Annotated in this window: 12 protein-coding genes and 1 pseudogene; 7 read left to right on the top strand and 6 right to left on the bottom strand. The window is 67.0% G+C overall.

Annotated features, from left to right (window positions below):
• Positions 1-50: 50 nt before the first annotated feature.
• Both hemA and Bsp3421_RS32020 read right to left on the bottom strand, forming a co-directional pair.
• Positions 51-1349, bottom strand: coding sequence for a glutamyl-tRNA reductase (gene hemA / locus Bsp3421_RS32015; RefSeq protein ID WP_274000947.1), 1299 nt, complete (start codon positions 1347-1349; stop codon positions 51-53).
• Positions 1350-1423: 74 nt separating this feature from the next.
• Positions 1424-2131: a response regulator transcription factor gene (locus tag Bsp3421_RS32020; protein WP_274000949.1), complete on the bottom strand. Its 708-nt coding sequence runs from the start codon at positions 2129-2131 to the stop codon at positions 1424-1426.
• Positions 2132-2310: 179 nt separating this feature from the next.
• Here Bsp3421_RS32020 and Bsp3421_RS32025 point away from each other — a divergent pair, with 179 nt between their 5' ends.
• The 4 genes from Bsp3421_RS32025 to Bsp3421_RS32040 are packed head-to-tail and all read left to right on the top strand — an operon-like array spanning position 2311 to position 5610.
• A complete protein-coding gene (locus Bsp3421_RS32025) occupies positions 2311-2565 on the top strand; it encodes a hypothetical protein (protein WP_252985990.1) in 255 nt (84 codons plus the stop codon).
• Positions 2566-2585: 20 nt separating this feature from the next.
• Positions 2586-4400, top strand: a complete 1815-nt coding sequence (locus tag Bsp3421_RS32030) for an aminopeptidase P family protein (RefSeq protein ID WP_274000951.1) — start codon at positions 2586-2588, stop codon at positions 4398-4400.
• Between the two features lie 35 nt (positions 4401-4435).
• Positions 4436-4990: a cysteine hydrolase family protein gene (locus tag Bsp3421_RS32035; protein ID WP_274000953.1), complete on the top strand. Its 555-nt coding sequence runs from the start codon at positions 4436-4438 to the stop codon at positions 4988-4990.
• Positions 4987-5610, top strand: a complete 624-nt coding sequence (locus Bsp3421_RS32040; RefSeq protein WP_274000955.1) for an HAD family hydrolase — start codon at positions 4987-4989, stop codon at positions 5608-5610. Before Bsp3421_RS32035 ends, Bsp3421_RS32040 begins: the two co-directional genes overlap by 4 nt.
• A gap of 119 nt (positions 5611-5729) precedes the next feature.
• Here Bsp3421_RS32040 and ettA read toward each other — a convergent pair whose 3' ends face one another.
• The gene (gene ettA / locus Bsp3421_RS32045; protein WP_274000957.1) at positions 5730-7397 is read right to left on the bottom strand and encodes an energy-dependent translational throttle protein EttA; all 1668 of its coding nucleotides are present in this window, start codon (positions 7395-7397) and stop codon (positions 5730-5732) included.
• A gap of 343 nt (positions 7398-7740) precedes the next feature.
• Positions 7741-8052, bottom strand: coding sequence for a DUF3761 domain-containing protein (locus Bsp3421_RS32050; protein ID WP_274000959.1), 312 nt, complete (start codon positions 8050-8052; stop codon positions 7741-7743).
• A 320-nt stretch (positions 8053-8372) separates the two neighbouring features.
• Here Bsp3421_RS32050 and Bsp3421_RS32055 point away from each other — a divergent pair.
• A pseudogene (locus Bsp3421_RS32055) lies at positions 8373-8719 on the top strand (MmcQ/YjbR family DNA-binding protein).
• A gap of 102 nt (positions 8720-8821) precedes the next feature.
• Here the strand turns inward: Bsp3421_RS32055 and Bsp3421_RS32060 are convergent.
• Positions 8822-9379, bottom strand: a complete 558-nt coding sequence (locus tag Bsp3421_RS32060) for a hypothetical protein (RefSeq protein ID WP_274000960.1) — start codon at positions 9377-9379, stop codon at positions 8822-8824.
• Positions 9380-9476: 97 nt separating this feature from the next.
• Between Bsp3421_RS32060 and gabP the strand changes: the two genes are divergently transcribed.
• Positions 9477-10874, top strand: coding sequence for a GABA permease (gene gabP, locus Bsp3421_RS32065; protein WP_274000961.1), 1398 nt, complete (start codon positions 9477-9479; stop codon positions 10872-10874).
• A gap of 57 nt (positions 10875-10931) precedes the next feature.
• On the opposite strand, the gene Bsp3421_RS32070 is transcribed toward gabP, so the two are convergent.
• Entirely contained in the window at positions 10932-11411 is a 480-nt protein-coding gene (locus tag Bsp3421_RS32070) for a hypothetical protein (RefSeq protein WP_274000963.1), read from the bottom strand.
• A 391-nt stretch (positions 11412-11802) separates the two neighbouring features.
• Here Bsp3421_RS32070 and Bsp3421_RS32075 point away from each other — a divergent pair.
• A protein-coding gene (locus Bsp3421_RS32075; protein ID WP_443111402.1) for an IS3 family transposase occupies positions 11803-12932 on the top strand; the annotation gives its coding sequence in 2 pieces (ribosomal slippage) (positions 11803-12064 and positions 12064-12932; 1131 coding nt in all).
• The last annotated feature ends 135 nt before the right edge of the window (positions 12933-13067 follow it).

The raw sequence follows: 13067 nt of genomic DNA on the forward strand, positions 1-13067 counted from the left end.
AATCGGAGGTGGAAACGGCCGGCCGGACGGCTGGCGGGGCAGGACGGCCGCTAATGATCCGAGGAATCGGACGAGCGGGGCCCGTGCTGGTAAAACCCGCGCATCAGCTCGATCAACGAATCGCGGTCGGCGCCGTTCGCGCGGTTGAGCGCGGTCGTCGGGCCGTGAATCAGCTTGTTGGTGAGCGCCTGCGACAGCGCGTCGAGCACGGCGGCCGGATCGTCGCCGCGCGCGAGCATCTTCTGCGCGCGCTCGACCTCGGCGCGGCGCAGCGTGTCCGCCTGTGCGTGCATGTGGCGGATCACCGGCACGATGCTGCGCGAATCGAGCCACTGCATGAAGTTCTGCACGCGCGTCTCGATGATGGTCTCGGCCTGCGCGACCGCGGCCTGCCGCGACGCATTGCCCTCGCGGACGATCGCGCCGAGGTCGTCGACGGTGTACAGGAACACGTCCTTGAGCTTGCCGACTTCGGGCTCGATGTCGCGTGGCACCGCGAGATCGACCATGAAGATCGGCCGGTGGCGGCGCGCCTTCACCGCGCGCTCGGCGGCGCCGAGGCCGATGATCGGCAGCGTCGACGCCGTGCAGGACACGATGATGTCGAACTCGTGCATCCGCGTGGTCAGATCGGCGAGCGGCATCGCGCGGCCGCCGAAGCGCTCCGCGAGCTGCGCGCCGCGTTCCGCGGTGCGGTTCGCGACCACCAGCTCGCGCGGACCCTGCGCGGCGAAATGGGTCGCGCACAGCTCGATCATCTCGCCCGCGCCGATGAACAGCACGCGCTGATCCGACACTTTTTCGAAGATCCGCTGCGCGAGGCGAACCGCGGCGGCGGCCATCGACACCGACTGCGCGCCGATTTCGGTGGTGCCACGCACTTCCTTGGCGACCGCGAAGGTGCGCTGGAACAGCTGGTTCAGGTAGGTGCCGAGCGCGCCGGCCTCGGTCGCGGTGCGGACCGCATCCTTCATCTGGCCGAGGATCTGGGTTTCGCCGAGCACCATCGAGTCGAGGCCGGAGGCGACGCGGAAGGCGTGACGCACCGCCTCGGATTGCGGCAGCGCGTAGACGTGCGGGGCGAGTTCGGCGGCCGGGATCCGATGGTATTCGGACAGCCAGCGCACCGCGGCCTCCCGCGCCGCGCGGTCGTCGGTCGCGCAGTAGAGCTCGGTGCGGTTGCAGGTCGACAGGATCGCGGCTTCCGGCGCGTTGGGCGCGGCCCGGCCGAGGAAGATATTCTTGAACGTCGCCAATGCAGGCTTGAGCTGCTCGAGCGGAAACGCCACGCGTTCGCGCAAGGCGACAGGCGCAGTGTGGTGATTGATTCCGATCGTGAGGAGCTGCATATCAGAGGCTATCGTTTAGCCTCGCATTATAGCCTTTCGACGCGATTCGCATCGAGACCGCGACAGTTTGGCTTTCAGGGTTTGGGGGGCGGATCAAGCGGAATGGTGTCGAGCTGGTAGCCATAGCCGTAGAGCGGGGTGAGCCGGTAGCCGCGTTCCGGGTGCAGGCGCAGCTTGTTGCGCAGCCGGGAGGCGTGGGTGTCCAGCGTGCGGGAGTTCATGCCGCGGCGTTTCTCCCAGACCGACTCCATGATGTGTACGCGCGACACCGGCCGCGACGTGTTCGCGAACAGCAGCAGCGCGAAGCGGAATTCCTTCGGGGTCAGCGGCACGGCTTCGGAGCCGAAGCGCACGATGCTGTAGGCCGAGTCGAACGAGTACTCGCCGAAGGTGTCGCGGGTGCGGTTCGGCGGGCGCTGCACGCCGGCGCGGCGCATGAGCGCGTTGACGCGGGCGAGCAGCTCGGGGCCGCGCAGGGGCTTCTGGATGCAGTCGTCCGCGCCGGCCTGCAGGCAGGTGACGATCTCGCTCTCGCGCGGCGCTGTCATCGCGACCATCACCGGCACGCCGGGCAGCAGCGCCCGTGCGAGCGGGACCACCTCCTCGGCGGGCTGGTCGCCGGCCCAGCTCGCGGCGATGATGAGATCGCAGGTTTCGCGTTCGAGCCAATCGAGAAAGCGCGCGCTGGTGGGGAACGTGTGGCACAAATGGCCCCCGGCGAACAGCAGCCGGTTTACGAATTCCGCATGGCGCACATCGGGATCTATCAGGGCTATTCGCATGGGCGTGGTGTCAGCAGGGTAATACCAGGGTGCCCTTGCCTTACGTCATGCCGGACCCTAAACTCAACCGCTGCGCGGCGAGCCTGCTGATTTTTGAATAAGAAAGGCCGATGCTAGCTGCGTGAGTCGTTCGCGCCTATGGGACTAATCTGAAAATAGAAGCGAAAAGAGGGCGCTGAATGAACTGGCTTGGAATCGTTGTCCTGGGGATTGCCGTGGGTCTGCTGGGCGGATGGCTGCATCCGTCGCGCCGGGCCCGTCGCGCGCCGCTGTGGCGCGCCGCCGCGGTCGGCGTACTGGCCGCCGCCGCGGCCAAGATGGCCGGCAATGTCTCGGGATTCTTTTACGACGGGGAGACGCTCGAATGGCCGGTGTGCGCCGGCGTCGCGTTGCTTGCCGTTGCCGTGACGGCGGGGTTGTCGGCCCGTCGCTGAATGCTCTCAGGTGAACAATCATGAATGCCCGACTCCCCGAAACCTCGTCCGTGCCCGCGCGCCTCGCCTTGCTGCGCGGCGCGATGGCGCGCGAGGATCTGGCCGCCTATCTGGTGCCGTCCGCCGATCCCCATCTGTCCGAATACCTGCCCGAGCGCTGGCAGGCGCGGCGCTGGCTGTCGGGTTTCACCGGCTCCGTCGGCACGCTGGTCGTGACCGCCGACTTCGCAGGTTTGTGGGTTGACAGCCGCTATTGGGTGCAGGCCGAGGCCGAGCTGGCCGGCACCGGCATCCAGCTGATGAAGATGATGGCGGGCCAGCAGAGCCAGCCCCATGTCGAATGGCTCGCGCAGCACGTGAGCGCCGGCGCGACGGTCGGCGTCGACGGCGCGGTGCTCGGCGTGGCGGCCGCGCGCGCGTTGAAGGGCGCGCTGACCGCGCGCGGCATCGTGCTGCGCACCGATCTCGACCTGCTCGACACGATCTGGCCGCAGCGTCCGGCGCTGCCGGTCGACGCGGTGTTCGAGCATGTCGCGCCGCAGGCCGACACGACCCGCGCGGGCAAGCTCGCGCAGGTGCGCCGCGCGATGCAGGAGCAGGGCGCGCAGTGGCATTTCGTGTCGACGCTCGACGATCTCGCGTGGCTCTTCAACCTGCGCGGCGCCGACGTCAACTACAACCCGGTGTTCGTCGCGCATGCGCTGATCGGCCTCGAGCGCGCGACGCTGTTCGTCGCCGACGGCAAGGTGCCGGCCGCGCTGGCGGCATCGCTCGCGCAGGACGGCGTCGCGGTGCGGCCGTATGCGGCGGCGGGCGCGGCGCTCGCCGCGCTGCCGACGGGCGGCGCGCTCCTGATCGATCCGCGTCGCGTGACCTTCGGTTCGCTGCAGGCGGTGCCGGAATCGGTGCGGGTGGTCGAGGCGGTGAATCCGTCGACCTTCGCGAAATCGCGCAAGACGCCGGCCGAGATCGGGCATGTGCGCGCGACGATGGAGCAGGACGGCGCGGCGCTCGCGGAATTCTTCGCCTGGTTCGAGCAGGCGGTGAACCGCGAGGCGATCACCGAGGTGACGATCGACGAGAAGCTGACCGCGGCGCGCGCGCGGCGGCCCGGCTATGTGTCGCTGAGCTTCGCGACGATCGCGGGCTTCAACGCGAACGGCGCGATGCCGCACTATCACGCGACCCCCGCCGCGCACGCGGCGATCGCGGGTGACGGCCTGCTGCTGATCGATTCGGGCGGCCAGTACCTGAGCGGCACGACCGACATCACGCGGGTCGTGCCGGTCGGCACGGTCACCGATGCGCACCGCCGCGATTTCACGATCGTGCTGAAGGCGATGATGGCGCTGTCGCGCGCGCGCTTCCCGCGCGGCATCCGGTCGCCGATGCTCGATGCGATCGCGCGCGCGCCGATGTGGGCGGCGGGCCTCGACTACGGCCACGGCACCGGTCACGGCGTCGGCTATTTCCTGAACGTGCACGAAGGGCCGCAGGTGATTTCCCACTACGCGGCGGCCGAGCCTTACACGGCGATGGAGGAAGGCATGATCACGTCGGTCGAGCCGGGCGTGTACCGGCCGGGCAAGTGGGGCGTGCGGATCGAGAACCTCGTCGTGAACCGCCCGGCCGAGCGGACCGAATTCGGCGACTTCCTCGAATTCGAGACGCTGACGCTGTGCCCGATCGACACGCGCTGCGTGCTGCCCGCGCTGCTGCACGACGACGAGCGCGCCTGGCTCAACGCGTATCACGCGACGGTGCGCGAGCGGGTCGGCCGTCATCTGTCGGGCGACGCGAAGGCATGGCTCGACGCGCGCACCCGGCCGATCTGAGGCGACGCGCGACAATTCATCTTGCGGGGACGAACATGAGCAACAAGAATGCGGTGATCGTGATCGACATGCAGCGCGGGCTGCTGCAGGGCGCCAACCCTGCGCACCGGGTGGATGAGGTGGTGGCGGGGATCAACCGCCTGACGGCGGCCGCGCGCGCGGCCGGCGCGCCGGTGTGCTTCGTGCAGCACGACGGCGACGCGGACGACGACATCGTGCCCGGCACGCCGGGCTGGGAGCTGCATGCGGGGCTCGAGCGCCGGGACGACGACTGGTCGGTGCGCAAGACCGTCGGCGACGCGTTCCACGACACGCCGCTCGCCGCCGAACTGGACCGGCACGGCGTCGACGGCCTGGTGCTGTGCGGCTACGCGACCGAGTTCTGCGTCGACTCGACCGCGCGCCGCGCGGCGCTGCTCGGCTACCGCACGACCGTCGTTGCGGACCTGCACACGACCAACGACCGGCCGGTGCTGAATGCGGCGCAGGTGGTCGCGCATCACAATTTCACCTGGAAGAACAGCATGCTGTCGGGCAATCCGGTCACGCCGCGTCCGCTCGCCGACGTGCTCGCCACGGAGTTCGCATGAGCATCAAGGCAGTCGTGTTCGATTTCGGCGGGGTGCTGATCGACTGGAGCCCCGAGTACCTGTACAAGCAGCTGATTCCCGACGACGCCGAGCGCGGCTGGTTTCTCGCCAACGTGTGCGCGATGGACTGGGTGGTCCGCCAGGACGGCGGGCAAAGCATCGCGGAAGGCACGGCCGAACTGGTCGCGAAACACCCCGAGCACGAGGCGCTGATCCGCGCGTTCTATGCCCGCTGGCACGAGATGATCGGCGGCGTGCTGACGGCGGGGGAGGCGCTCGTCGACCGGCTCGACGCGGGCGGGATGCCGCTGTTCGGGCTCACCAACTGGTCGGCCGAGACTTTCCCGTACGCGTGGGAGCATTTCCCGGTGCTGCGCCGCTTCAAGGACATCGTGGTGTCGGGGCGCGTGAAACTCGTGAAGCCGGATCCGGCGATCTACCGCGAGATGCACGCGCGCATCGAGGCGCACCTGCCGGGCATCGCGTCGCACGAGCTGGTGTTCATCGACGACAACCCGCACAACGCGGCAGCCGCCACCGCGCTGGGCTGGCACGGTATCCACCATACCGATGCGGCCGTGACGGCGGCGCGCCTGCGCGAGTTGGGCGCGCTCGCCTGAATGAAGCCGGTGCGGCGGCGTGTGTGCCGCCGGGCATGAAAAAAGCGACCCGAGGGTCGCTTTTTTCATGATGTCGCCACGCGCCACGCCGGCCGGACCGGCGGCGGCGCGCGCCGCGTTCAGCGGCTGATCGGCTTGTAGCGCAGGCGCTTGGGCTTCGCGCCTTCCTCGCCGAGGCGCGCACGCTTGTCGGCTTCGTACTCCTGGTAGTTGCCGTCGAAGAACACCGCCTGCGAATCGCCTTCGAACGCGAGGATATGCGTCGCGATGCGGTCGAGGAACCAGCGATCGTGCGAGATCACGAGCACGGAGCCCGCGAACTCCAGCAGCGCGTCTTCGAGCGCGCGCAGCGTCTCGACGTCGAGATCGTTCGACGGCTCATCGAGCAGCAGCACGTTGCCGCCCGCGATCAGCGTTTTCGCGAGGTGCAGCCGGCCGCGCTCGCCGCCCGACAGGTTGCCGACCACCTTCTGCTGGTCGCCGCCCTTGAAGTTGAAGCGGCCGATGTAGGCGCGCGACGGCGTTTCGTACTTGCCGACCGTCAGCACGTCGGCGCCGCCCGAGATTTCCTCGAACACCGTCTTCGAGCCGTCGAGCGCGTCGCGGCTCTGGTCGACGTAGGCGATCTTCACCGTCGGGCCCTGGACGATCTCGCCCGAATCCGGCTGCTCCTTGCCCGTCAGCATGCGGAACAGCGTCGACTTGCCCGCGCCGTTCGGCCCGATGATGCCGACGATCGCGCCCGGCGGGATCTTGAAGTTCAGGTTGTCGATCAAGAGCCGGTCGCCGTACGCCTTGCTGACGTTCTTGAACTCGATGACCTCGTTGCCGAGCCGCTCGCCGACCGGGATGAAGATTTCCTGTGTCTCGTTGCGCTTCTGGTATTCCTGGCTGTTCAGTTCCTCGAAGCGCGCGATCCGCGCCTTCGACTTCGCCTGACGGCCCTTCGGGTTCTGGCGCACCCACTCCAGCTCCTTCTTGATCGCCTTCTGGCGCGCCGACTCGGAGGCCTCTTCCTGCTTCAGGCGGTCTTCCTTCTGGTCGAGCCAGCTGCTGTAGTTGCCCTTCCACGGAATGCCGTGGCCGCGGTCGAGTTCGAGAATCCACTCGGCGGCGTTGTCGAGGAAGTAGCGATCGTGGGTGACCGCGACGACCGTGCCCGGGAAGCGCGTGAGGAACTGTTCGAGCCAGTCGACCGATTCGGCGTCGAGGTGGTTGGTCGGTTCGTCGAGCAGCAGCATGTCGGGCTTTTCCAGCAGCAGCTTGCACAGCGCGACGCGGCGCTTCTCGCCGCCCGACAGGTGCTCGATCTTCGCGTCCCACGCCGGCAGGCGCAGCGCGTCGGCCGCGACTTCGAGCTGCTGCTCGGGGCTGCCGCCGTCGCTCGACGCGAGAATTGCCTCGTACTTCGCCTGCTCGGCCGCGAGCGCGTCGAAGTCGGCATCCGGCTCCGCGTAGGCCGCGTAGATTTCCTCGAGTTTCTTGTTCGCCTGGAACAGGTCGCCGAGGCCGTCCTCGACCGCTTCGCGCACGGTCTTGGTCGGGTCGAGCTGCGGCTCCTGTGGCAGGTAGCCGATGTTCAGGTTCGGCATCGGCGTTGCTTCGCCTTCGATGTCCTTGTCGACACCCGCCATGATGCGGATCAGCGTCGACTTGCCCGAGCCGTTGAGGCCGAGCACGCCGATCTTCGCGCCGGGGAAGAACGACAGGGAGATGTCCTTCAGGATCTGACGCTTGGGCGGCACGATCTTGCCGACCCGGTTCATCGTGAAAACGTATTGGGCCATGTGCGTGTGAAACTCAAAAGTTGCGATCGCCGCGCAGCAGGATCGCGGCGCAGCGTCGGGTGATTCGGTTCGGAGAGCGCCGCAGGTCGTGCGGCGGGATCGCCGCCTGGTCGGCGGCGCGAGCGGCTATTGTACTTCGGCGCAGGCCGCCGCTGGGGTGCGGGGGGCGGGCGTCGCGGCGGCGTGTCGCGCGGGATGGGACGCGATCCGTGCGCGGTCGGGCGTCCGGTGCGCGAGCGGCGCGTCGATCCGGCCGCCGCTTGCGCGCGTGAGGGAGGGTTCCAAGCCGCGACCGGTTCCCGTGCCCGTCGGCGGGCGCTCCGCCGGGGCGCCGCGAGCCGGTCTAGAGCCAAGCGGCGACGCCGCCGTGCCCCGAACAGGTGCCGCGCCGATGGCGGCTGAAGCTATAGGTGCCGTCACGGCAGCGCGCGCTCGCGCCCTCGGGAACGCGGCCCGATTTCGAATGGGCCGGGGCGTGCACGGTTTCGCCGTCGCTGTTCCGGTAGGTGTCGTGGCGGTCGAGGTCGGCTTCGTTGTCGTAGCCGGACGGGGCGCGGTACGCGAAGGCGGGGTGAGGCGCGAGGGTGGCGCACGCGATGAGCAGCGTGGCCGCGAGCCGCGCGATGCGGGTCGCGCGCGAAGCGGATACGGGCATGGTCTCTCTCGGTTCTTGGTATGTCTTGGTATAGGCGGGCGCGACGGCGGCGCGCCCGGTCCGCATGGTAGCCGATACGGCGCGACATGCGGGCTTGGAAGGCGCCCGGATTTGACGCAGGTCTGACTGGCTCGGATGACGCGTTGGTGGCAGCATGCCCGCAGCGGGGGATGGCCGGGCGCGAGATCTGGGTGGGCCGCCTTTTCCGGGTTCGCCGGGCGACGCTCCGGCGTGCGCGGTGTGTACAACGCGGGCCGGTTCGCGCAGGGTCGCGGACCATGATGGGCGAGGGCGCGATGCGCCCGGCCGGGGAGATCGGGATGACTTTCGACGAAGTGCGACGGATTGCGCTCGGCTGGCCGGGCGTCGAGGATGGCACGTCATACGGTACGCCCGCGCTCAAGGTGAAGGGCAAGCTGCTCGCGCGGCTGAAGGAGGACGGCGACAGCCTCGTGGTCAAGGGCGTCGGCCCCGACGAGCGTGCGTGGCTGATGGAGACCGAGCCGGACGTTTACTACATCACCGACCATTCCGCGGCTGGCCGATCGTCCTCGTGCGCCTGTCGAGGAGCGACCCGGAGACGGTGGCCGCGCTGTTATTGCGCGAATGGAAGGCAATCGCGCCGAAGCGGCTGCTGGCCGCTTATGACGAGACCGCTCGACGTTGAACGGCCGCGCGCCGATTGCGGGGCGTGCGGTAGGACTGCACGGCGGCGTTTGCGAGGCTATCGCTGAACGTCGTTGTCCGGCGGGCCGTGGGGCCGATGAATCTAGGCGCGATGTTTGCGCTGTGTGCGGTGGAGTGGCCTTGCGGCGTTCGCGAGGATGCCGTTGAACGTCGCTGCCCGACGAGCCGTGGGGCCGATGAATCTAGGCTCGATGTTTGCGCCTGTGCGGCGGAGTGGCCTTGCGGCGTTTGCGAGGATGCCGTTGAACGTCGCTGCCGGGCGCGCCTCGAAGCCGATGAACGCAGGCGCGATGTTTGCGTTGCGCGCGAAGGAACGGCGTTGCCGTGTTCGCGAGGTACTGCTGAACACTGCTGTCCGGTGCGCCTCGCGGCCCGCCGAACCCGGGCGCGGCGCGGCCGCGCGACTGTTCTGGTCGCCCCACGGCGAGCTGCGATTGCCGGCGCGTCGCAAAGTGGTTCTATCGAGCGGCATCAATTGGCTCTTAGTGGCCGAACCATTGCTGCTTACACTGCATCGGTTTCGCCACGCGCAGGCAATCATCGGACGGATACGGGCGACCTGCGCCGCCGATTCGGACAGGCGCTGCGATCGCGCATCGACGCGCGATCGCGCGCTCGTCCGTCGCGCATTGGACGGCATTCCCGATCGATACACACAGCCCGCGACCCCGCGACAAGAACCGGGGCGCGGACGCATTCCAGCAGCAGGCTCTCGCAGCCGTCGTTTTGGAGGGGACATGAAGGAAAAGAATGGCACCGGGCTCGGCACCGGTCTCAAGCAGCGCCACGTGACCATGCTGTCGATCGCGGGCGTGATCGGCGCGGGCCTGTTCGTCGGCTCCGGCCACGCGATCGCGGAGGCCGGGCCGGCCGCGCTGATCGCATACGGGATCGCCGGGCTGCTGGTGGTGCTCGTGATGCGCATGCTCGGCGAGATGGCGATCGCGCATCCGGACAGCGGTTCGTTCTCGACCTACGCGGATCGCGCGATCGGCCACTGGGCGGGCTTCACGATCGGCTGGCTGTACTGGTGGTTCTGGGTGCTCGTGATCCCGATCGAGGCGACCGCCGCCGCGACGATCCTGAATGCGTGGTTCCCGGGCGTCGCGACCTGGATCTTCGCGCTCGGCATCACCTCCGCGCTGACGCTGACCAACCTGTTCTCGGTCAAGCATTACGGTGAGTTCGAATTCTGGTTCGCGCTGATCAAGGTGATCGCGATCGTCGTGTTCCTGTGCGTCGGCGGCGCGGCGATCCTCGGCGTGCTGCCGGGCTCGAACGTATCGGGCGCAGCGCGTCTCGCGGGTGCGGGCGGCTTCATGCCGAACGGCCTCGGCGCGGTGCTGGCGGCGATGCTCACGACCATGTTCTCGTTCCTCGGCACTGAGATCGTCACGATCGCCGCGGCGGAATCCGACAATCCGGAGCGCCAGATCGTGCGCGCGACCAATTCGGTGATCTGGCGGATCTCGCTGTTCTATCTCGGTTCGATCTTCGTCGTCGCGGCGCTGGTGCCGTGGAACGACCCGCTGCTGCCGGCGCACGGCTCCTATCAGCGGGCGATGGAGCTGATCGGCGTGCCGCACGCGAAGGGCATCATCGACGTGATCGTGCTGGTGTCGGTCGCGAGCTGCCTGAATTCCGCGCTATATACGGCGTCGCGGATGATGTTTTCGCTGTCGCGGCGCGGCGACGCGCCCGCGCTTCTGCGCACCACCGACGCATCGGGCACGCCGCGCGCGGCGGTGCTCGCATCGACCGCGTTCGGCTTCGTGACGGTGATCGCGAACTACGTGATGCCGGAGCAGGTGTTCGGTTTCCTGCTCGCGACCTCGGGCGCGATCGCGCTGCTCGTCTATCTGGTGATCGCGGTGTCGCAGCTGCGGATGCGCGCGACGCTCGACGCGGGCGGCGCGCAGCCGGGGCTGCGGATGTGGTGTTTCCCGTGGCTCACGTGGGCGGTGATCCTGTTCATCTGCGGCGTGCTGATCGCGATGCTGCTGCGCGAGGACCATCGGATGGAAGTGAGCGCGACCGCCGTGCTCGCGGCGCTGGTGGTGTTCGCGTCGTGGCTGAATCGCCGGGCGCGGCAGGCGCGCGGCGGGGCCGGGCAGGTGTCGGCCCGTGCGCGCTGAGGCGTCCGGGGCTTGAATCGCGGCCGCGCCGGCGCGAGCCGGGCGGCCGCGCGGGCGTTACATCACCCGCTTCAGGAACACGACGTTGGGTGCGGCGCCCGGGATCGGGCCGCCGGCAAAGTAACCGCACTTCGACGTATCGGTGGCGTAGCCGACGGGATTCCAGTTGGACGGCCACGAATAATTCCAGCATGCGGAAAAGCTTGAGCCGACCGGCATGTTGTTGAAATAAGTCATTTCCTGCCAATTGGGACCCGGAAGTCCGCCCGGCGGAATACAGGTCGGATTGCTGCGCTGATTGGTGACGATCCAACCCGAGGTGATCTGGGCGGGAAAGCCGGGAATCACGCCGGTGCGGTAGTCGTAGAGGCACGCGGAAACGGTCGGCGCGCCGTTCTGGCCGACGCCCGGCGTCAGGCCGACGGCGGCGGGATTGGGAATCCCGGGAAGCGCCTGCGCGTAGAGCGGACCCGCGTGCAGAACGCACGCGGAGAGTGCGGCGTAAATGGCTCGGAATGACTTGCGGTGAATTTTCATGGGCCAGCCCCTTATATGATTGATCGTATAAAGCGACTTCGGCGCCTTCGGTGTTTTGTGCGGATGTCGAAGGCGATTTATTGTAATGGCGGATTCCGCTTTTAATATCGGGTTTATTTGATTTTCGATGGTGTTTTTGCCTTGTCATTGTTTTCGAAAATGCATTAAACGGCGCGAGTGATGATGAGTGCGGCGGGCGATGCTTCGACTGGCAGGTCGACGCTTCGCCGGCCGCGAGATGGATGCGCCGGGATTGCCGAAGATGAAAGCGCGCAGGGTGAATGAACTGGGCGCCGAGGGCGGGCATGGTGTGATCCGCTTTAGGAATTCTGGACCAATCCGAGTGCGAGTTTTGCGGCAAACTTGACCCTGAACCAGGAGGTCGTTTGTCATGAAACGGAAACGCTTTTCGATCGAACAGATTGTGGCAGTGCTGAAGCAAGCCGAACTGGGGATGCCGGTGGCCGATGTGATCCGGCAGGTCGGTATTTCGGAACAGACGTTCTATCGGTGGAAGAAGCAATACGCCGGGATGCAGTCTGATCAGGTACGCGAACTCAAGCAGTTGCAGGACGAGAATGCGCGGCTGAAGAAGCTGGTCGCCGAATTGAGCTTGGACAAGGCCATCTTGCAAGACGTAGCTGCAAAAAAGTGGCCCGGCCCGCGCTGAGACGAGACGTGGTGGATTACGTGGTGAGCCACTACGGATTGACGATGAGGCGGGCCTGTCGGCTCGTGAAGCAACCGCGCAGCGTTCAGTACTACAAAAGCATCAAGGACCCTCGCCCAGAACTGCGCTCACGTATGCGCGAGATCGCCTATACGCGTGTGCGCTACGGGTATCGACGCGTCCATGTACTGCTGCGCCGGGAAGGCTGGCAGTTGGGTCGGAATCAGGCGTACCGGTTGTATTGCGAAGAGCAGTTGCAGTTGCGCTCGAAATTGCCGAAGCGACGAAAGATGGTGGTGACGCGCGTGGCGAAGATCGTTCCGGTCAGGCCAAACGACGCTTGGAGTATGGATTTTGTGGCTGACCAGCTTGCTGATGGCTCGAAATTTCGCACTTTGACGATCGTGGATGTGTTCACGAAGGAGGCGTTGGCGATCGAAGTGGGGCAACGCTTGAAAGGCGAACACGTGGTATCCGCATTGAACCGAATCGCCGCTCGGCGCGGCGCTCCGCGGCATCTGTTTGTCGACAACGGCAGCGAGTTTTCCGGGCGCCTGCTCGATATGTGGGCGTACCACTACCAAGCAAAAATCGACTTCAGCCGACCGGGCAAGCCGACGGACAATTGCCACATCGAGACGTTTAACGGATCATTCCGCGATGAGTGCTTGAACCTACATTGGTTCGAGACGTTGGGCGAAGCCAAAGCGATCGTCGAGGCCTGGCGCCGGGATTACAACGAGAGCCGTCCTCACTCTGCTCTCAAAGAGTTGGCACCAGCTGAATTCGCCCGTCAGCTGATGCCTTTGCCGGGTTCAACCAGACCCGAAACGCCGGAAAACTCGCTCTAGATCTGGTCCGGGAAACCCAAGCGGATCAGCGCGGTCACTGACGCCTGCACAGCGCGCCCAGGATGCGCAGGCACGACAAACGATCAGTCGCGAACTGGGGCACGAGAGAACGCAGATTACTGCGGTGTGTCTGGG

Origin of the sequence: Burkholderia sp. FERM BP-3421 (assembly GCF_028657905.1) — a bacterium.
Classification (GTDB): Bacteria; Pseudomonadota; Gammaproteobacteria; order Burkholderiales; family Burkholderiaceae; genus Burkholderia.